The organism is Cedecea davisae DSM 4568 (genome assembly GCF_000412335.2).
Taxonomy (GTDB): domain Bacteria; phylum Pseudomonadota; class Gammaproteobacteria; order Enterobacterales; family Enterobacteriaceae; genus Cedecea; species Cedecea davisae.
On the sequence record NZ_KE161030.1, the window covers coordinates 4,597,703 to 4,618,653 of the forward strand.

Genomic DNA, 20,951 nt, shown 5'->3' on the forward strand with positions numbered 1-20,951 from the left:
CAATGCTAATACCAAAAACGGACAGGATGAGGGTGGTTTGGGACGATCCGTTATCACTTGGTTACCGGTGTTTATGCTAATCCGGAGATAATTCCGTTCACGCAATATCCCGTTGCCACGCCATCGTCCCCGGCTTTGACCCAATTCAGGCGGGGTGGAGCTGCCGGGAGACAGGGGAAGTGCTATCACGACATCAGCGGCAAAAGCTGCTGATAAATCTGATTAAACACCTGACGTCGCCCGGCGTAGCGCTGGTGGCGATTGAAATCAGGTTGATGCCTTTGCTCCAGCGGCAGCTGCGGGAGCAGAGATTGCAGCGACTGGCCGGGCGAAAGCGCGATTTGTGCCAGCCGCGCCGCGCCAAGCGCTGGCCCAACGTCGCCGCCGGTGCGGTAGTCCAGCACCTGGCCGCTGATATCCGCCAGCATTTGCCTCCAGTACGGGCTGCGCGCGCCGCCGCCTATCAGCGTTACGCTATCCGGCGTAATACCGCAAAGGTGTACCACATCCATGCCGTCCGCCAGGGCATAGCCCACGCCTTCAAGCACCGCGCGGGCAAGCTCTGCCGGGCCGTGTTGATGGGTCAGGCCGAAGAAGGTGCCTTTTGCCTGCGGGTTATTATGCGGCGTTCGCTCCCCGGAGAGGTACGGCAAGAACCAAACTACGCCAGCGTCCTGGTTAGCCTGCTCGGCGGCGGCCAGCAGGGCGGGAACCGAGCCAAGCCCGGTCAACTTAGCCGCCCAGTCAAGGCAGGAAGCCGCACTCAGCATTACCGACATCAAATGCCAGCGGTTCGGCAAAGCGTGGCAAAAACTGTGCACCGCGCTTTCGGGGTTGCTGCGAAAACCGTCACTCACCGCAAAATAAACGCCGGATGTCCCGAGGGAAAGCATTGCCTGCCCGGCATCCACCATTCCCACACCAATCGCGCCCGCTGCGTTATCGCCACCACCGGCTACCACGGGAACCGCAGCCATATTCCAGGCCGAAGCCACTTCAGGTTTCAGCACGCCGGTGACTTCGCTGCCTTCAAACAGCTCCGGCATATGCTGGCGGGAAAGACGGCAGGCATCCAGCATGGTGTCGCTCCAGTCGCGCTTAGCAACATCCAGCCACATCGTTCCCGCCGCGTCTGACATGTCGCTGGCGAACTCGCCGGTCATTCTCAGGCGCAGGTAATCTTTTGGCAGCAGCACTTTGTTAATCTGGGCGAAGACTGCAGGCTCGTGGCGCTCCACCCACAACAGTTTTGGCGCGGTAAAGCCCGGCATCATCAGGTTGCCGGTAATCGCCCGCGCTTCCTCAACATTGCTTTCAAGCAGCGCGCACTCTTCACCGCTGCGGCCATCGTTCCATAAAATCGCCGGGCGCAGCACCCGTTGTTTACTGTCCAGCAGCGTGGCACCGTGCATCTGCCCGGCAAGCCCGATAGCCTTCACGCCCTTCAGCGGATGCTCAGCGCCCAGGGCGCGCATTGCCCGATCGGTTGCGAGCCACCAGCTTTCGGGATCTTGCTCGGACCAGAGCGAATGAGGCCGGGACACGATAAGCGGTTCGCTATGCGCGGCCAGCACCTCGCCTGCTTCACCCAGCAGGATTGCCTTCACGCCCGAAGTGCCAAGATCGATGCCGATATACATGGTAGCTCCTTAATATCGCGCCGCGTTATCGGCGGCGCAGGAAGGTTTATTTATCAAATAGATAGTGATTCACCAGGTTTTCCAGCAGCTCCTGATGCCCGCTCTGATGCTGCGGTGCCAGGTTATGCTGCTCAGCGTACTGTGCCAGCTGCGTGAGCGATATCTGCCCTTTAAGAATTTGCTGGCCCAGCTCACTATTCCACCCGGCGTAACGTTTGGCTACTCGCTTATCAAGCTCGCCGTCCTCGACCATGCGTGCGGCAATTTTCAGCGCCAGCGCCATGGTGTCCATCGCGCCGATATGGCCGTAGAACAGGTCATATTTATCGGTGCTCTGGCGCCGTACTTTGGCGTCGAAGTTCAGGCCGCCGGTGGTTAACCCACCTGCCTTGAGGATTTCGTACATGACCAGGGCGTTTTCTTCCACGCTGTTCGGGAACTGGTCGGTATCCCAGCCCAGCTGCGGGTCACCCCGGTTGGCATCCACCGAACCAAAGATCCCCAAAGCAATAGCGCTGGCGATTTCGTGGTGGAAGGAGTGGCCCGCAAGCGTGGCATGGTTGGCCTCAATATTCACTTTGATCTCTTTTTCCAGACCAAACTGCTTCAGGAAGCCGTAGACCGTCGCGACATCGTAATCATACTGGTGCTTGGTCGGCTCCTGCGGCTTAGGCTCGATAAGCAGCGTGCCGCGGAAGCCGATTTTATGTTTATGCTCAACCACCATCTGCATAAAGCGGCCGATCTGCTCGCGTTCCTGCCGCAGGTCGGTATTCAGCAGGGTTTCATAACCTTCTCGCCCGCCCCAGAGCACATAGTTTTCGCCGCCCAGCTGATGAGTCGCGTTCATCGCCGTTACAACCTGCGTGGCGGCCCAGGAGAATACGTCCGGATCGGGGTTAGTCGCCGCCCCGGCGCCATAACGTGGATGGGTGAAACAGTTAGCCGTGCCCCACAGCAGCTTCACGCCGCTTTCCTGCTGTTTTTGCGCCAGCACTTCTGTCATCTGCGCAAAATTGTTCAGGTACTCTTTCAGGGAAGCGCCTTCGGGCGAGACGTCGACATCGTGGAAACAGTAATACGGCACGTTCAGCTTGTGGAAAAATTCAAATGCCACGTCGGCCTTGCGTTTCGCCAGCGCCATTGCGTCACCGGCCTGCTGCCACGGGCGCTCAAACGCCCCCACGCCGAACATATCCGCGCCGGTCCAGCAGAATGTATGCCAGTAGCAGGCGGCGAAGCGCAGGTGCTCTTCCATACGTTTGCCGAGAATCAGCTCGTCCGGGTTGTAGTGGCGAAACGCCAGCGGGTTGGTGGTTTTCGGCCCTTCAAAGCGAACGCGATCAAGTTGGTCAAAATAGGCTTGCATAATTAACTCCGTCATCAGGAAAACAGCTGCCAGGATAGAAAGTTATTTCATCCTGGTGTCTCCCGAACGGTTGCTCAATTACGTTATTTCACACCGGGATTAAGAGAATACTCAAACGTGCGCTGGCTCTCAAAAAAGAGGCTAAAAATAATTAGCAACAGCCTGAACCAGGGCAATAAATTATCTCCACAGGTTATTCACTCGATATAAAACCCGATCGCCATCATAAATTGACAATTAAACCAAAAAACATAATGCCAGGATAAAAATCTGTAATTGAAGGTTGCGCCCGCAGCGATAACAATCCGAAGGTCTACTGATGTGAACCATTCTTTACTCCGATAAGCCCTCTCTCCCTACAGGTAAAATAAAATGAAGATAAAGAACATCTTACTGACGTTATGTGCCGCACTTGTCCTCACCAGCGTGAGCGGCATGGCAAAAGAAGTCAAAATCGGTATGGCGATTGATGACCTGCGCCTCGAGCGCTGGCAAAAAGACCGCGATATCTTTGTTAAAAAAGCCGAATCTTTAGGGGCGAAAGTATTTGTGCAGTCCGCCAACGGCAATGAAGAAACGCAGATGTCGCAGATTGAAAACATGATAAACCGCGGCGTTGACGTGTTGGTTATTATTCCTTACAACGGCCAGGTATTAAGCAACGTGATCGCAGAGGCCAAACGTGAAGGCATAAAAGTATTAGCCTATGACCGTATGATAAATAATGCCGATATTGATTTTTATATTTCCTTCGACAATGAAAAAGTCGGTGAATTACAGGCTAAAAGCATTGTTAACAAAGCACCCCAGGGAAATTATTTTTTAATGGGCGGCTCGCCGGTGGATAATAATGCCAAATTATTCCGTGCCGGGCAGATGAAAGTATTAAAACCTTATATTGATGAGGGGAAAATTAAAGTCGTCGGCGATCAGTGGGTTGACGGCTGGCTGCCGGAAAACGCGCTGAAAATAATGGAAAACGCACTGACGGCGAATAATAACAAGATTGACGCGGTAGTGGCTTCTAACGATGCCACGGCGGGCGGCGCTATTCAGGCGCTTAGCGCCCAGGGGCTGGCGGGTAAAGTCGCTATTTCCGGCCAGGATGCGGACCTTGCGGGCATCAAGCGCATTATTGCCGGGACCCAGACCATGACCGTGTATAAACCCATTACCAAACTGGCAAATACCGCCGCCGAAATTGCCGTCGAATTGGGCGAAGGTAAGCAGCCAGCCTCCGATGCCAAACTGAATAACGGCCTGAAAGAGGTCCCTTCCCGCCTGTTGACGCCAATCGAAGTGGATAAAACCAATATCGACAGCACCGTCATCGCCGATGGTTTCCACAAAAAAGCCGAGCTATAGGCCGCAGGCCCGCCATAACGCGGGCCATCTCTGACCCGGAGGAGAGGTTATGCCTCATTTGCTGGAAATGAAAAATATCACCAAAGCCTTTGGCGCGGTGAAAGCGGTGGACAACGTAAGCCTGGCGCTCGAGGCCGGAGAGGTCATGTCGCTGTGCGGCGAAAATGGTTCGGGCAAATCAACGTTGATGAAAGTTCTGTGCGGGATCTACCCTCACGGCAGCTATGAAGGCGAAATCTGGTTTGCGGGCGAGCTGTTACAGGCCAGCCACATCCGCGATACCGAGCGTAAGGGCATCGCCATTATTCACCAGGAGCTGGCGCTGGTTAAGCACCTCACCGTGATGGAAAACATCTTCCTCGGCACGGAGATAACCCACCGCGGGGTGTTGGACTACGACACCATGACGCTGCGCTGCCAGAAGCTGCTGGCTCAGGTGAACTTGCCTCTCTCCCCGGATACCCGGGTGGGCGATTTAGGCCTCGGGCAGCAACAATTGGTGGAGATAGCGAAAGCGCTGAACAAGCAGGTTCGCCTGCTGATTCTGGATGAGCCGACCGCCTCGCTCACCGGGCAGGAAACCGACACGCTGCTGGGGATTATTCGCAGCCTTCAGGCCCACGGCATTGCCTGTATTTATATCTCCCACAAGCTCAATGAAGTGAAAGCCATCTCAGACAGCATCTGCGTTATCCGGGACGGGCAGCCCATCGGCACCCGCCAGGCCGCACAGATGAGCGAGGACGATATCATCACTATGATGGTAGGCCGCGAGCTTACCGCGCTCTATCCGAGCGAGCCGCACCAGGCCGGGGATGAAATCCTGCGCGTGGAACACCTCACCGCCTGGCACCCGATTAACCGGCACATTAAGCGGGTTAACGATGCTTCTTTTTCCCTGCGCAAAGGCGAAATTCTCGGTATTGCCGGGCTGGTCGGCGCAGGGCGAACCGAGGCGGTGCAGTGCCTGTTTGGCGTCTGGCCGGGGCGCTGGGAAGGCGAAGTGTACATTGACGGCCAGCGCGTCCATATCAACAACTGCCAGCAGGCGATTGCCCACGGTATCGCGATGGTGCCGGAAGACCGCAAAAAAGACGGCATCGTGCCGGTGATGGCGGTTGGGCAAAACATTACCCTGGCCGCGCTGGACAGGTTTTCCGGCCCTCTAAGCAGCCTGGACGAGGCGGCGGAGCAGGACTGTATGCTGCAATCGCTCAGGCGCCTGAAGGTAAAAACCTCATCGCCGGAGCTTGCCATTGGCCGCCTCAGCGGCGGGAACCAGCAAAAAGCGATTCTCGCCCGCTGCCTGCTGCTCAACCCACGCATCCTGATACTCGACGAGCCAACGCGCGGGATCGATATCGGCGCGAAGTACGAAATTTATAAATTAATCAATCAATTGGTGCAGCAGGGGATTGCTGTGATTGTCATCTCTTCGGAACTGCCAGAGGTGCTCGGTCTCAGCGACCGGGTGCTGGTAATGCACGAAGGGCGCATAAAAGCCGATTTGATTAACCGCAACCTGACCCAGGAAAGGGTGATGGAAGCCGCCCTGAGGAGTGACCCCCATGTCGAAAAGCAACTCGCCTGAACTGAAACTTGCGGCACCGGGCCGCCCGGCATTTGGCGGCCTCAGGGCGCTTAATTTGCAGGTCTTCGTGATGATAGCCGCCATCGTCGTCATCATGCTGTTCTTCACCTGGCAAACCGAGGGGGCTTATCTCAGCGCCCGCAACGTCTCCAACCTGCTGCGCCAGACGGCTATCACCGGCATCCTGGCCGTGGGCATGGTGTTTGTGATTATTTCCGCTGAAATCGATCTCTCAGTGGGGTCGATGATGGGGCTGCTCGGCGGCGTCGCGGCGATTTTTGACGTCTGGCTCGGCTGGCCGCTGCCGCTGACGATTGTCGTCACCCTCGCGCTTGGCCTGCTGCTCGGGGCCTGGAACGGCTGGTGGGTCGCCTACCGCAAAGTGCCATCGTTCATCGTCACCCTCGCCGGGATGCTGGCCTTTCGCGGTGTACTCATCGGCATTACCAACGGCACGACCATATCGCCAACCAGCGCGGCGATGTCGCAAATTGGCCAGAGCTACCTGCCGGACGGTATCGGCTTTGGCGTTGGCGTCATCGGGCTGATGGGGTTCATTGCCTGGCAGTGGCGGCTGCGCATGCGCCGCCAGGCACTTGGGCTTGTCGCTCCTGCATCCAGCGGCATGGTGAGTCGCCAGGCGATAACCGCCGTGATTATCCTCGGGGCTATCTGGCTGCTGAACGACTACCGTGGCGTGCCAACCCCGGTATTAATCCTCGCCCTGCTGCTGCTGGCCGGCATGTTCATGGCGACGCGTACCGCCTTTGGCCGCCGTATTTACGCCATCGGCGGCAACATCGATGCCGCGCGCCTGTCCGGGATTAACGTCGAACGCACCAAGCTCGCGGTCTTCGCGATTAACGGCCTGATGGTGGCGATTGCCGGGCTGATTTTAAGCTCGCGCCTCGGTGCGGGTTCCCCTTCTGCCGGGAATATTGCCGAACTGGACGCCATCGCCGCCTGCGTTATCGGCGGCACCAGCCTGGCAGGAGGCATCGGCAGCGTGGCCGGCGCGGTAATGGGGGCTTTTATCATGGCCTCGCTGGACAACGGCATGAGCATGATGGATGTGCCCACCTTCTGGCAGTACATCGTCAAAGGGGCCATTTTGCTGCTGGCGGTATGGATGGATTCCGCGACCAAACGTCGAGCTTAAACGACCAGCGGCAAAACGTGCAAGCGATCACAATGCCGGGGCGGCGTTCCCCGGCGCTGTTATGGCTGTGATATTGAGACACGAGGCTATTTTCAGGAAACCATCAGCATGTTTGAGAAACGTCATCGCATCACGCTGTTATTCAATGCCAACAAAGTGTACGACCGCCAGGTGGTCGAGGGCGTCGGTGAATATTTGCAGGCGTCTCAATCCGAGTGGGATATTTTCATCGAAGAGGATTTCCGCGCTCGTATCGACAACATAAAAGAGTGGCTGGGCGACGGCGTTATCGCCGACTTCGACGACCGGGAAATTGAGCGCCTGCTGGCCGGTGCCGGCGTACCAATTGTCGGCGTGGGCGGTTCATATCATCTTCCTGAGCACTACCCGCCGGTGCATTACATCGCCACCGACAACCACGCGCTGGTGGAAAGCGCTTTTTTGCATTTGAAAGAGAAAGGCGTACAGCGCTTCGCTTTTTACGGGCTGCCTGGCTCCAGCGGTAAGCGCTGGGCCGCGGAGCGTGAGCACGCCTTCCGCCAGTTAGTGGCGCAGGAAAAATATCGCGGCGTGGTTTATCAGGGCATCGAAACCGCACCGGAAAACTGGCAGCACGCGCAAAATCGGCTCGCCGACTGGGTGCAAACCCTGCCTCCGCAAACCGGGATAATCGCGGTGACGGATGCGAGGGCGCGCCACCTTCTCCAGGTTTGCGAGCATCTTCATATCCCGGTGCCGGAAAAGCTGTGTGTCATTGGAATCGATAATGAAGAATTAACCCGCTACTTATCGCGGGTGGCACTCTCCTCCGTTGCCCAGGGCACCCGCCAGATGGGCTACCAGGCGGCCAAGCTGCTGCACCGGCTGCTGGCTGATGAAAACCTGCCTTTGCAGCGCGTGCTGGTGCCGCCGGTGAGGGTGGTGGAGCGCAGCTCAACCGACTACCGCTCGCTGCACGATCCGGCGGTCATACAGGCGATGCATTACATCCGCAATCATGCCTGCAAGGGTATTAAGGTCGAGCAGGTGCTGGATGCGGTGGGTATTTCTCGCTCCAATCTGGAGAAGCGCTTTAAAGAGGAAGTGGGGGAAACGATCCACGCGGTTATCCACGCGGAAAAACTTGAAAAGGCGCGCAGCCTGCTAATTTCGACCTCGCTCTCTATCAACGAGATATCACAAATGTGCGGCTACCCTTCTTTGCAATATTTCTATTCGGTATTTAAAAAAGAGTACGACGCGACGCCAAAAGAACACCGCGACCGATTTAGCGAAGTTTTAGTTTAACACCATAAATAACAATGCCCTCCTGAGAGGGCATTTGTATTATTTCGCTAGCGTACCGACTTTAATTTGGCACCATTAAACGCTGGTTAGTCTGGAACATAGCAAACAGATAATTGTTATAGCTTGAACCCTTAGTCGAATACCCTTTCAGCTTATGGATCATATTGTTGGCGGTAACTTCCTGGTCCGCTTTACGCAGCTTGGCGCGCTCTTTGCGGAACGAAGAATAGGCCGGATGGGTATTCAGATTGGCAACATAAGAGCTCACGCCTTCTTTCAGCGAGCCGTAATGCAGGTAGCCCTTCACTTTTCCAGGCTCGCTGTTGCAGTGGCGCTTAGTGCACTTCATGCCAAACAGGTTGTTATTGCTTCGCGCCAGCTTCGAGGTTCCCCAGCCGCTTTCTGCAGCCGCCATCGTCGCCACCATATTGGTAGGGATGATATCAACCTTCTCCAGCAGATTGTTCCACGGCACGCGATTGGTGTTGCCGCGCCATGCTACCTTGTAGCGCTGGGTGATTTCTTTCAGACGAGCACGTTCGCTCGGCGACCAGCGCTTCTCGTACTGTTTTGAAATCAACCAGTTACGATCTGCGGTAATCGCTGCATTTTGGCGGGTAATATATGGCATGACCGTCCGGAGAAACGCTTTTTTCCTTGGTGTTCCGGAAGGGTATTTTCGCAAATCAGGAAGCGAACCATTTTCACTATTGCGAGAATACTCTTTTTTACTACTTGCCAGTTTACTACTTACCGTTTTTTTACTGCTTACTTTCGTTATATGGGCTTTACTGTGCGACTTAGGCTCATGTTTACTGGCTAATACCTGGCTTGAAAAGCCCACGGTCAGTAACATGAGTATCGCGGCCCCGAATCGTCGGAATGGGGGTGATATCATGAGTTCTCCTAGTCGGATCGATCGTTTCCAGTGCCTTATTTTATAAAAGGTTTTAGAAAATTAGGGGCGAATACTATCAAATTTAACCGTTCAGAGCACGTTAAGAAATAGTCCCATTCCGAAACAATGTCACCTAAGAACTTCTTATAGTGGCAAAAAGTATTGTAAAATTCGGGGGTTAATCACAGTTCAGCATTTCAGTAAAAAATGGACTGTTGAGGCTTATTCCTGGGTTTAGAGAGTTTAATTTTTGGTTATATTTTTAAGATGGCGGCAGCTGTGCTTCGGCGAGGTGTGACCGGGCAAAAGCGCTCAGATAACATTTAATACAGGAAAACTGGCAAACATGAGCCTGGTTCAGAACCTGATAAAAAAAGCCTTCGCTACCGCTAATGCAAATGAAGCCGCAAGCTTCTTAGCCAGCGCATGCAACCGTATGAAGATGCATAATAAAGAGCAAATTCAGGCGGAAGTCAGCGCGGCCCTGGTGAACGTGAATCTGGTGCGCATTAGCGAGAAACCGCCGCAGGCCAAAACGGTTTATCAGGACTCTCCGGAAACCCTCAAACGCCTCAGAGAAGCCGAGTCGCTCTCCGCCAGCCTGCTTGCCCAGTTGCGCCAGGCGCAACAAAACGCAGGTCAACAACCCTTACAGCAGGACAGGCCGGAAACCACCGAGCGCCTGCGTAGATATGAAAAACAGGTCTCCGAACTGCAAAAAGCCCTGAACATTAGCCAGGAGATGCACCTTAAGGAGTCGGCCCTGGTGCGCAGCGTCATGCAGCGCGAAATCGACGAGCTTAAAAGCCTGTTTAACCGCCAGAGGGAGTCAGGCTCCGGGCTAGTTGAAAGCCACCAGCGTGAAAAAGCCGAGCTAAACCAGCGCCTGCAAGCCGCCGACGAGCTGATCAAAACCCAGCAGGAAGCACGCCACAGGGCCGAGGCGGAAGTCGCCAGCCTGCACGAAAAACTCGAAAATCTGCGTGCCGACAGCCATTACAACTTCGAACAGTGTGAAACCCTGAACGCCAGGCTGACCAAAACCATCGACGAACTGCTGGCGACCCGCAATACCCTGAGCGCCCATTTCGGCCAGTGGCTGCCGAACAAATAGCAAAACGTTATCTCCGTCACTCACCCTCTCTGCTCCACCCCGCATAACGGGCAGGCGGGATGAGCGAAAAAACTTCATCCGGTGGCACACTGCGCAATAAATCCTCACCGGACGACGCGTATGAAACGGCTTACCCTCAGTCTGCTACTCGCTCCCTGCCTGGCCCATGCGGGCTGGAGTGCCTCTGGCCTGCCTCCCTTTCAGGAAACCAGCCCCGGCCTGTTTATCAGCAATGCTCAGTTGGATAAAGGCGCGCGTCCGCTGAGCCTGATGCTGGATAGCCGCTGCTGGCAGCCCGCAGAAGCCATCAGGCTGAATCAGGTACTCTCGCTTAAACCCTGTGAAGGCGATGCACCCCAGTGGCGGCTTTTCCGTGCCGGGCAGTATCAGATTCAGGTGGATACCCGCAGCGGCACGCCAACCCTGCTGCTGAACGTTAAACAGGAAACCAGCAGCGAGCCTGAGCAAATCGTCAAACAGTGCCCGCGATGGGATGGCCAGCCGCTCACGGTTGACGTCAGCAGCACCTTCGCGGAAGGCTCTACGGTGCGGGACTTCTACAGCGGCGCAACGGCGAAAGTCGAACAGGGCCACATTACCCTGACTCCGGACGCAGGAAGCGGCGGCCTGCTGCTGCTCGAGCAGGCCGCCACGACCGGCACCGCGCCGTTCAGCTGGCATAACGCCACGGTTTATTTCGTCCTTACCGACCGCTTTGAGAACGGCAACCCGGCCAACGACAACAGCTATGGCCGCCATAAAGACGGCATGCAGGAAATCGGCACCTTCCACGGCGGCGATCTCGCCGGGCTAACCGGCAAACTGGACTATCTTCAGCAGCTTGGGGTCAACGCGCTGTGGATAAGCTCGCCGCTGGAGCAAATCCACGGCTGGGTTGGCGGCGGCACTAAAGGCGATTTTCCACATTATGCCTATCACGGTTATTACACCCAGGACTGGACGCGTCTCGACGCCAATATGGGCGACGAGGCGGATCTACGAAGACTGGTCGATGAGGCGCACAAACGCGGGATGCGTATCTTATTCGACGTAGTCATGAACCACACCGGTTATGCCACGCTCGCCGACATGCAGGAATACCAGTTTGGCGGACTCTATCTCAAAGGCACAGAGCTTACGGCGATTCTCGGCAAGCGCTGGACAGACTGGAAGCCGGGTCCCGGCCAGAGCTGGCACAGCTTTAACGACTACATCAATTTCAGCGACAAGGCCGCCTGGGATAAATGGTGGGGAAAAGCGTGGATAAGAACCGACATCGGCGACTACGACAACCCCGGCTTTGACGATTTAACGATGTCTCTGGCCTTCCTGCCAGACCTGAAAACCGAAGCTACTGCGCCCGCAGGGCTGCCAACCTTCTACGCCCATAAGCCGGATACCCATGCTAAGGCGCTGCCCGGTTATACCGTGCGGGACTACCTGACCCATTGGCTTAGCCAGTGGGTACGCGACTACGGCATTGACGGGTTCCGCGTGGATACCGCCAAACACGTTGAAAAGGCCGCGTGGCAACAGCTAAAAGACCAGGCCAGCGCGGCATTAGTCGAATGGAAAAAAGCGAACCCGGAGAAAAAACTCGACGACGCGCCGTTCTGGATGACCGGCGAATCCTGGGGCCACGGCGTGATGAAAAGCGATTACTACGCCAGCGGCTTCGACGCAATGATCAACTTCGACTATCAGGAGCAGGCGGCGAAGGCGACGGACTGCCTGGCAAACATCGGCCCCACCTGGCAGCAAATGGCGGAGAAGTTGCAGCAATTCAACGTGCTAAGTTATCTATCCTCCCACGACACCCGCCTGTTCCGCGAGGGCGGCCAGAAAGCGGCTGAGCTATTAATGCTCGCACCCGGCGCGGTGCAGATATTTTATGGCGACGAAACCGAACGCCCATTTGGCCCAACAGGCTCCGACCCGCTGCAGGGCACGAGGTCAGACATGAACTGGCAGGATATCAACGGCAAGAGCGCCGCCACGCTCGCCCACTGGCAAAAACTCAGCCAGTTCCGCGCCCGCCACCTGGCCGTGGGAGCCGGAAAACAGACGACGCTAAGCGCGAAGCAGGGTTACGCCTTTAGCCGGAAGAGCGGAGATGACAAGGTGATGGTGGTTTGGGCGGGTAACCGGTAGCCGCCATTATGAAAGTAAGCGTGGCGTTGAATCCCGCAGCGATGCCCTTATCCCCGGCACTCAACGCACACGGGTTTAACCCGGTGCAGGTGGGGTGGAGCTGCCGTTTATGTAAATCCGAAGATGATTCCGTTCACTTCCAGCGCTGCTTCATATGCAGCCACCGAACCGGTGAACGTCTCAGGGGAGTCGCCGTCACTCCCCTGAGAACCCGGACTCCCGGCGAGATAAATCGCCGCAAGCGGTAAACCTCCGTTTTATCTCCCAGCCCTGGGTCGGCTGCGATGCGTTCCCGACGCTCACAGCCTCCGCCCGCTCCCGGCGTCCGGACCCTGGTCAGTCGGAGAGAAAACGGAGGCGATTTAAGCCGGAACAAGTGCCGCGCCTTAATCCCACAGCCACTCTGAACCTCCGCGTCGATTAAATCTCGCAGCCACGCCCTTGTCCCCGGCTCTCAGCGTCCCCGGCGTTGACCCAGTACAGGCGGGGTGGAGCTGCCGGGAGCAGCGAAAGAGAGCGATCGTCGGGAACGGATCGCGAACGACCGTGACTGTTGGGTGACAGCAGGGGGTTTACCGCTTTAGCGGCGATGAGTTTGCCGGCGCCGGGGGTTGTCAGGGGGAATGGCGTAATTTCCCCTGACACGTTCACCGTTCTCTGCGCGTGCAGGGAAAACAAATTTACGGGTGAACGGAATATAACCGGGCTTGCAGAGGTTATTTGTTCTGTTTAGCTAACAGCCATCCTGAAAGTAAGCGTTGCTTTCAATCTCGCAGCTATGCCCTCACCATTCAACAGATCCTGCTGCATAGCACGAATCACACAGCACATTCACAAATAGAGGCTACGATTACCGGGTTTGCACGGCGTTATTTGTAGCGCTATGGTTAGCCTCTTTCTAAAAGTATTCAGCAGACCCACGTTATGACGTTTTCACTTTTCGGCGACAAATTTACCCGCCATGCAGGCATTACACGCCTGATGGAGGATCTCAACGACGGTTTACGCACCCCCGGCGCTATCATGCTCGGCGGCGGCAACCCTGCGCAAATTCCGGCGATGAACGATTATTTCCAGCAGCTGCTCTCCGGGATGCTGGCCAACGGCCAACTGACCGATACGCTCTGCAATTACGACGGTCCGCAGGGGAAAAGTGAACTGCTAAAACTGCTGGCCGAAATGCTGCGCGAAGAATTAGGCTGGGATATCGAACCACAGAATATTGCACTGACAAATGGCAGTCAGAGCGCGTTTTTCTACTTGTTTAACCTTTTCGCCGGACGTCATGCGGATGGCAGCACCAAAAAGGTGCTTTTCCCGCTTGCTCCTGAATACATTGGCTACGCGGATGCCGGGCTTGAAGAAGACCTGTTTGTCTCAACCCGCCCGAACATCGAACTGCTGCCGGAAGGCCAGTTTAAGTATCATGTTGACTTCGAACACCTGCATATCGGCGAAGATACCGGCATGATTTGCGTTTCGCGTCCGACCAACCCAACCGGCAACGTGATAACAGACGAAGAGCTGATGAAGCTCGATGCGCTGGCAAATCAGCACGGCATTCCGCTGGTTATCGATAACGCCTACGGCGTGCCGTTCCCCGGCATTATCTTTAGCGAAGCTCGCCCCCTGTGGAACCCGAACATCATTCTGTGCATGAGCCTTTCCAAGCTCGGTCTGCCGGGAAGCCGCTGCGGCATCATTATCGCTAACGAGAAAATCATCTCCGCCATCGGCAACATGAACGGCATTATTAGCCTGGCGCCAGGCGGTATTGGCCCGGCGATGGCCTGCGAAATGATTAAGCGCAAAGACCTGCTGCGCCTGTCAGAGACGGTTATCAAACCGTTCTACTACCAGCGCGTGCACGAAACTATCGCCGTTATTCGCCGCTATCTGTCGCCAGAACGCTGCCTTATCCACAAGCCGGAAGGCGCAATCTTCCTGTGGCTGTGGTTTAAAGACCTGCCTATCACTACCGAGCTGCTGTATCAGCGCCTGAAAAAGCGCGGCGTGCTGATGGTGCCGGGGGACTACTTCTTCCCGGGGCTGGATAAGCCGTGGCCGCACACGCATCAATGCATGCGCATGAACTACGTGCCGGAGCCGGAGAAAATTGAAGCCGGAGTGAAAATTCTGGCAGAAGAAATTGAGCGAGCCTGGGCGGAAGCTTAAAAACAAAACGGGGCTTTGCGCCCCGTTTTTCATATTAATGAACAGCTAAAGAGTCATACCCCTTCCAGCGGTAGTTGAGCATCGAAATCCCCCAGCAGGCGATAAACAGCGCCACCACCACAAAACCGGCGTTGCCGAGGTTGTCATTCAGCATGCCGACCCATTCCCAGACGCCGCCCTGAAGATCCAGCTTATCCACCAACAGGCCAAGCGCCTCAAGGCCGCCGATGAACAATGCCACCACCACGGAAGTGCCGGTGATGGTCATGTTGTAGTAGAGCTTGCGCTGCGGCTTGTTGAAGGCCCAGCCGTACGCGCCCACCATAATCACGTTGTCGAGGGTGTCTATCAGCGCCATGCCGCTGGCAAACAGCGCCGGAAATACCAGAATTGACCAGATGGACATCCCGCTGGATGCGCTGGCGGCCGAGATACCAAGCACCCCAATTTCGGTGGCGGTGTCAAAGCCCAGGCCAAACAGGAAGCCCACCAGATACATATGCCAGCTTTTACCAATCAGTCGGAAGGTGGAGTTAAACAGCCAGCTCATCATGCCGCCGCCGGTGATTTCCGTCTGCTCGGCCGTTAACGCTCCGCCGCGCCTGAACTGGCTGAAGTTACGCCAGATGCCTTTCAGGATAATCAGGTTCACCAGCGCCATTGCCAGCAGGAAGCAGGCCGATACCGCCGTACCGATGGTGCCGCCGACATCATGGAACCAGCCCATATTTTTCTGGAAAGCCGCCGCCGTGGCGGCAATCGCTATCGACGCCAGGATAACAATGCTGGAGTGCCCGAGCGAGAACCACGCGCCGACGCCAAACGGGCGCTTGCCCTCCTGCATCATCTTGCGCGTAACGTTATCGATAGCCGCGATATGGTCGGCATCTACCGCATGGCGCAGGCCATAACACCAGGCGAGCAGGCTTGCCGCCATCAGCGCCGAACTGTGGTGAAAGGTCACCAGCGCCCAGGCCCAGGCCGCAAGATTAGCCGCCGCTAAAACCGCCAGCAGGAGACCGGCGCGTGGATTGGCACGAAGAACACGCAAAAACATCTTTTTATCCTTGTGGGTCGTTCATAAGACGGGCGGCAGCAACCACTGCCTGCCCCAGAGAAAGAGCACCGTCGCCCGCAGGCAACCGTGTCGGGAACAAAACATTTAAATCGCAGAGATAGAAGGCGAGACGTTCGCGCATCAGGCGGTTATGCAGCACGCCGCCGCAGCAAACAACGGTTGTTGTACCGGCAAGTGCCGCATGGTGGCGAGCCAGCTCCGCCAGGCCTTTAGCCAGCGCGTCGTGGAACGCCCAGGCGCGGGCAGCGGGCGGCGCCTGCCAGCCAAGCCACTGCTGCCAGAAAACGGCCATATCGTGATGACCGTTCATCAACCGCAGCGTCACCGGGTGGCGGCAAAAGCCGCTTTCCAGCGCCAGCGTTTCAAGTCGGCAGGCGGCCTCGCCTTCGTAGCTTTGCTCAAGGGGTGCGCAGCCAAGCGCGGCGGCAACCGCGTCGAAAAGGCGGCCACAGGAGGAGGCAAGCGGCGAGTTAACACCGCGCACAATGGCCTTCGCCAGCGGCTGCCAGTTCTGCTCGCGCAGCACCGCAGTTTCACAATACTGCTCCCAGCCGGGGACAAACGCCTCGCACTGAGCCAGCAGGTTGCGCCAGGGCTGCCGCGCCGAGAGGTCACCGCCGGGCAGCGCTACCGCAGGCAGGCCGCCAGCGTGAACGCACGTCTGGTAATCCACCAGCAGGCATTCCCCACCCCAGAGCTGGTCATCCGCGCCGTAGCCAATTCCGTCCAGCGCCAGGGCGATAATCTTGCCGCCGTCTAAAGGCCAGCCATGCTCGGCCAGGCAGGCGGCGGCGTGGGCGTGATGATGCAGAACCGGGCTAACCGGGAGCGCCATCTCGCGCCCCAGGCTCGCACTACGGTAAGCAGGATGAGCATCCAGGGCGACGTGCTCCGGCCTGAAGCTGTAAATATCGCACATCAGCGTCAGCGCCCTCCGCCACTGCTGCTCTACGCCTTCCTGAGCGAGATCGCCCAAATGCTGACTCAGCACGGCCTGCCCGCCGCGAACCAGGCAGAAGGTATTTTTGAGATCGCCCCCCAGCGCCAGAATCGGCGGCACGCCGCTAAATCCCGGCGGGAGAGGCAGGGCATCCGGCACAAAACCTCGGGCGCGGCGCAGCACCTCGCCGCTGGCGCGCACCACGGAATCATCCATGCGCTGGAGTATGTCCCGGTTATGCAGCAGCCAGCCGTCGGCAATCTCCGCCAGCTCATCCAGAGCCTGCTGGTTGTCGATAGCGGGCGGCCTGCCGTTCACATTCCCGGAGGTCATCACCAGCGGGCCGTCGAAATCCTGCATCAGCAGGTGCTGAAGCGGGTTGGCGGGCAACATCACGCCGATTTCATTACGCCCCGGCGCAACGGCGCCGCTCAGCCCTTCCAGAGTGCTGCTCGCCACAAGAACAATGGGCGAGGCAGGCGTGGCAAGCTGGCTGACGGCCTGAGCCGGTAATCCTTCGGCATCCGGCACCATCACGGCCAGCGGTTTTGCAGGCCGCTGTTTACGCTTGCGCAGCCGCTCAACCGCAGCGGTGTTGCGGGCGTCCACCGCGAGATGGAAGCCACCCAGCCCTTTGATTGCGACAATACCGCCGCTTTTCAGGATGCTAACGGCCCGCTGAAGCCCCTGCTCACCCCCAATACGCTGCTTGCCGCACTGCCAGAAGATCTGCGGCCCGCAGTCCGGGCAGGCCACCGGCTGGGCGTGAAAACGCCTGTCCATCGGGTTGCGATACTCTTCATCGCAGGCGGCGCAGAGCGGAAATGCCGCCATCACGGTTGCCGGGCGGTCATAAGGCATGGCGCGGATAATGGTAAAGCGCGGCCCGCAGTGGGTGCAGTTGATAAACGGATAGCGATAGCGCCTGTCAGCTGGATCGTTGAGTTCCCGCAGGCACGCCGGGCAGGTTGCGGCATCCGGCACAATCTGGGTATCCATCGAGCCGCTATTGCTGTGGCGGATAGTAAAGCCCTGGGGCAATGCCTCTCCCTCTAAGGGCCACTGTTCCACGCTGTCGATCCGCGCCAGCGGAGGGCATTCACGGTAAAGCGCGGCAATAAGCTCGTCCGGGCCGCAGCCAAGGCGCACCAGTACGCCTTCGCCGTCGTTGCAGACGTCGCCGCTTAGCTTAAGGCGCTGTGCAAGCTGCCAGACGAATGGCCGGAAGCCAACACCCTGCACTTTGCCGCGAATACGGAGTACGGTGCCCCTCACCCTCTGCCCAAAGGGACTGGAGGACGGATCGAGTTTTGGCTCTGCTCCGGACTCCGATCGTCCCTCGCTCTCTTCCAGAGAGAGAGCCGGGGTGAGGGTAAAGATCACGCTTCTACCGCCTCGCGCAGGCGAGCTTTCATCGCGTTATAGGTCGTTTGCGCATAATTCTCAGCCCAGGTCTGGTCCTCAATCGCGCTCACGTTTACCGCGCAATATTTGGTCTCCGGCGTTTTGGAGATAGGGTCGAGGTTGTCCTGGGTAAGTTCGTTGCAGGCCCCGATCCACCACTGGTAGGTCATATATACCGAGCCTTTGTTAATGCGCTCGTTGACGTCCGCCCGGCTAATCACCTTACCCCGGCGAGAGCTAACCCAAACCAGCTGATTGTTTTTGATCCCCAACTCGTCGGCATCCTGCGGGTTGATTTGCATAAAGCCAGGCTCGTCGGCGAGGGTTTGCAGCGCCGCGCAGTTGCCGGTCATTGAACGGCAGGAGTAGTGGCCCACCTCGCGCACGGTACAAAGCACCAGCGGGTAAGTCTCGTCCGGGACCTCGGCAGGCGCACGCCACTCGGCGGCAAACAGCTGGCCTTTGCCGGTCGGCGTATCGAACTTGCTGTCTTTGTAGAGATAAGGCGTACCGGGGTGATCCAGCGTCGGGCACGGCCATTGTACGTGCCCCATATCGCCCATTTTTTCGTAGGTCACGCCGTAGAACAGCGGGCATAGCTCGCGCAGCTCGTCCCAGATTTGCTGGTTATCTTCGTAGTGCATCGGGTAGCCCATCTCTGTGGCGAGAAGGCTGATGATTTCCCAGTCACGCTTGACGTTGTATTTCGGCTCAATGGCTTTTTCGAAGCGCTGGAAGCCGCGGTCGGCGCAGGTAAACACCCCGCCGTGCTCGCCCCAGGAGGTCGCGGGCAGCAGCACGTCGGCCACTTCGGCGGTCTTGGTCATGAAGATATCCTGCACCACGACAAAATCGAGCGCCTCAAAGCCTTTGCGTACCTGGCCCAGGTCCGCTTCGGTCTGAAGCGGGTCTTCACCCATGATGTAGTAGGCTTTTACCTTGCCTTCCATCGCCAGGTGCGGCACTTCGGTAATGCGCACGCCGACTTTGTCATCCATCACCGCCGGGTCGATTCCCCAGGCTTTGGCGAATTTAGCGCGAACCTCCGGGTCAACCACGTCCTGGTAGCCGGGGAACTGATTTGGCAGCACGCCCATATCACAGGCACCCTGCACGTTGTTCTGGCCGCGCACCGGGCCAACGCCGACATTCTCACGCCCGAGGTTGCCGGTCAGCAATGCCAGGCTCGACAGCCCTTTCACCACGTCTACGGCCTGGCCAAACTGGGTTACGCCCATGCCCCACATAATGGTGGCGGACGGCGCGGCGGCGAAGGTGCGCATCGCCTGGCGAACCTGCTGAGCAGGAATGCCGGTTAAATGCTCCACGTCTTCCGGGGCATAGCCTTTAACGGTTTCGCGGTAGGCCTCCAGCCCTTCGGCATATTTCGCCACGTATTCTTTGTCGTACAGCTGCTCTTCCAGCAGCACATAGCCAAAGGCGTTGACCAGCGCCATATTGCAGCCGTTTTTGATTTGCAGATGCTGGTCTGCGATGCGGGCGGTTTCGATGCGACGCGGGTCGCAAACGATAATTTTTGCCCCGTTGCTTTTGGCCTTAATCACCCGGCGAGCCACGATGGGATGCGAGTCGGCGCAGTTGTAACCCACCACCAGCAGGCATTTGGAGTTTTCGATATCGCCGATGGAGTTGCTCATCGCCCCGTTCCCTAACGTGGCTTGTAGCCCGGCAACGGACGGCCCGTGGCAAACGCGGGCGCAGCAGTCTACGTTGTTGGTATTCAGCACCGCGCGGGCGAATTTCTGCATCACGAAGTTGGTTTCATTCCCGGTACCGCGGGAAGAGCCGGTAGTCATAATGGCGCGAGGGCCAAACTGTTCTTTAATCGCCTTCAGGCGTTTCGCGGTGTAGCTAATCGCCTCTTCCCAGCTTACCGGCTGAAGCTTGCCGCCTTTCTCGTAGCGAATCATCGGCTGAGTGAGCCTTGGCGTCAGCAGCTTGGTGTCGTTGAGAAAATCCCAGCCGTAATAGCCTTTCAGGCACAGCTGGTTCTGGTTAGTGACGCCTTCTGCCGCTTCGGCGCGAATGATTTTATTGTTCTCTACGACCAGTTTCAGTTTGCAGCCCGCACCGCAGTATGGGCAGACGCTGGTAATCTTTTTCATCAGTAACAGACCTGTTAAAAGTTGAAATGCTTGGGATTAAAAACTCAGGGAGACGTTGGTATCGAACGCGGCACGGCGGCGTTTTTCGGCGCTCATCTGCTCCAGCATATTGCGGTCAATGCAGAGGATGGCGTTGGTCGGGCAGGCTTCCATACAGGCAGGGCCAGCCTCGCGGTGATGGCAAAGGTCGCACTTGTTGGCTTCGGCTTTTTCAGCGCGCACCTTAAGCCCTGCGCCGCTGTTGCGGATAACCGGGCGGACAACGACTTCCATCGCACCGTACGGGCAGGCAACAACGCAGGTTTTACAGCCGATGCAGCGTTCCTGCATGACGTGGACAAAGCCTTTATCGCGGCTGATTGCGCCGTTCGGGCAGACGTTAGCGCAGGGCGCGTCTTCGCACTGGCGGCACATGGTTGCGGTGGAGATATCTACGCCTTTGATGACGTGAATACGCGGCAGAAAAGTTTGCGCGGTCAGCGCAGAGCAGTCCTGTTCTTCCTGGTGGGATACAACACAGGCTACCTCACAAGTGCGGCAGCCAATACATTTGCTCGAATCAGCAATGATGAAGCGGTTCATCATAAACTCCTGCAATAAGTGCGTTATTGCTGACTCTTATTCATAAACCGTGCCAGTTTTTAAAACTCAATA

The 20,951-nt window shown here is 57.2% G+C and carries 14 protein-coding genes; 7 read left to right on the forward strand and 7 right to left on the reverse strand.

Annotation, left to right across the window (positions count from 1 at the left end):
• Window positions 1-185 precede the first annotated feature (185 nt).
• Window positions 186-1,640: a xylulokinase gene (xylB, locus tag HMPREF0201_RS20960; RefSeq protein ID WP_016538778.1), complete on the reverse strand. Its 1,455-nt coding sequence runs from the start codon at window positions 1,638-1,640 to the stop codon at window positions 186-188.
• A gap of 46 nt (window positions 1,641-1,686) precedes the next feature.
• The gene (gene xylA, locus HMPREF0201_RS20965; RefSeq protein ID WP_039899478.1) at window positions 1,687-3,009 is read right to left on the reverse strand and encodes a xylose isomerase; all 1,323 of its coding nucleotides are present in this window, start codon (window positions 3,007-3,009) and stop codon (window positions 1,687-1,689) included.
• A gap of 372 nt (window positions 3,010-3,381) precedes the next feature.
• Here xylA and xylF point away from each other — a divergent pair, with 372 nt between their 5' ends.
• The 4 genes from xylF (at window position 3,382) to xylR (ending at window position 8,411) form a co-directional block, all read left to right on the forward strand.
• Complete coding sequence (gene xylF, locus HMPREF0201_RS20970) at window positions 3,382-4,374, forward strand: D-xylose ABC transporter substrate-binding protein (protein ID WP_016538780.1); 993 nt, start codon at window positions 3,382-3,384, stop codon at window positions 4,372-4,374.
• A gap of 49 nt (window positions 4,375-4,423) precedes the next feature.
• Window positions 4,424-5,965 carry a xylose ABC transporter ATP-binding protein gene (locus HMPREF0201_RS20975; protein ID WP_016538781.1) on the forward strand — a complete coding sequence of 514 codons (1,542 nt, stop codon included), beginning with the start codon at window positions 4,424-4,426 and terminating at the stop codon, window positions 5,963-5,965.
• Window positions 5,943-7,124: a xylose ABC transporter permease XylH gene (xylH, locus tag HMPREF0201_RS20980; RefSeq protein WP_016538782.1), complete on the forward strand. Its 1,182-nt coding sequence runs from the start codon at window positions 5,943-5,945 to the stop codon at window positions 7,122-7,124. The genes HMPREF0201_RS20975 and xylH overlap by 23 nt, the downstream gene beginning before the upstream one ends.
• A 108-nt stretch (window positions 7,125-7,232) precedes the next feature.
• Window positions 7,233-8,411 carry a D-xylose utilization transcriptional activator XylR gene (gene xylR / locus HMPREF0201_RS20985; RefSeq protein ID WP_016538783.1) on the forward strand — a complete coding sequence of 393 codons (1,179 nt, stop codon included), beginning with the start codon at window positions 7,233-7,235 and terminating at the stop codon, window positions 8,409-8,411.
• A 61-nt stretch (window positions 8,412-8,472) separates the two neighbouring features.
• On the opposite strand, the gene HMPREF0201_RS20990 is transcribed toward xylR, so the two are convergent.
• The gene (locus tag HMPREF0201_RS20990) at window positions 8,473-9,309 is read right to left on the reverse strand and encodes a protein bax (RefSeq protein WP_039898967.1); all 837 of its coding nucleotides are present in this window, start codon (window positions 9,307-9,309) and stop codon (window positions 8,473-8,475) included.
• A 346-nt stretch (window positions 9,310-9,655) separates the two neighbouring features.
• Here HMPREF0201_RS20990 and HMPREF0201_RS20995 point away from each other — a divergent pair, with 346 nt between their 5' ends.
• The 3 genes from HMPREF0201_RS20995 (at window position 9,656) to avtA (ending at window position 14,749) form a co-directional block, all read left to right on the forward strand.
• Entirely contained in the window at window positions 9,656-10,423 is a 768-nt protein-coding gene (locus tag HMPREF0201_RS20995) for a hypothetical protein (protein WP_016538785.1), read from the forward strand.
• Between the two features lie 120 nt (window positions 10,424-10,543).
• Window positions 10,544-12,574 carry an alpha-amylase gene (locus tag HMPREF0201_RS21000; RefSeq protein ID WP_016538786.1) on the forward strand — a complete coding sequence of 677 codons (2,031 nt, stop codon included), beginning with the start codon at window positions 10,544-10,546 and terminating at the stop codon, window positions 12,572-12,574.
• 924 nt (window positions 12,575-13,498) lie between these two features.
• Complete coding sequence (gene avtA, locus HMPREF0201_RS21005) at window positions 13,499-14,749, forward strand: valine--pyruvate transaminase (protein WP_016538787.1); 1,251 nt, start codon at window positions 13,499-13,501, stop codon at window positions 14,747-14,749.
• A gap of 34 nt (window positions 14,750-14,783) precedes the next feature.
• On the opposite strand, the gene HMPREF0201_RS21010 is transcribed toward avtA, so the two are convergent.
• The 4 genes from HMPREF0201_RS21010 to hydN form a co-directional block, all read right to left on the reverse strand.
• The gene (locus HMPREF0201_RS21010; protein WP_016538788.1) at window positions 14,784-15,806 is read right to left on the reverse strand and encodes a HoxN/HupN/NixA family nickel/cobalt transporter; all 1,023 of its coding nucleotides are present in this window, start codon (window positions 15,804-15,806) and stop codon (window positions 14,784-14,786) included.
• 4 nt (window positions 15,807-15,810) lie between these two features.
• The gene (gene hypF, locus HMPREF0201_RS21015; protein WP_039898969.1) at window positions 15,811-18,042 is read right to left on the reverse strand and encodes a carbamoyltransferase HypF; all 2,232 of its coding nucleotides are present in this window, start codon (window positions 18,040-18,042) and stop codon (window positions 15,811-15,813) included.
• A 104-nt stretch (window positions 18,043-18,146) separates the two neighbouring features.
• On the reverse strand, window positions 18,147-20,297 hold the full coding sequence (gene fdhF, locus HMPREF0201_RS21020) for a formate dehydrogenase subunit alpha (RefSeq protein WP_016538790.1): 2,151 nt from the start codon (window positions 20,295-20,297) through the stop codon (window positions 18,147-18,149).
• 36 nt (window positions 20,298-20,333) lie between these two features.
• Window positions 20,334-20,879: an electron transport protein HydN gene (gene hydN, locus HMPREF0201_RS21025; protein WP_016538791.1), complete on the reverse strand. Its 546-nt coding sequence runs from the start codon at window positions 20,877-20,879 to the stop codon at window positions 20,334-20,336.
• Window positions 20,880-20,951: the final 72 nt, after the last annotated feature.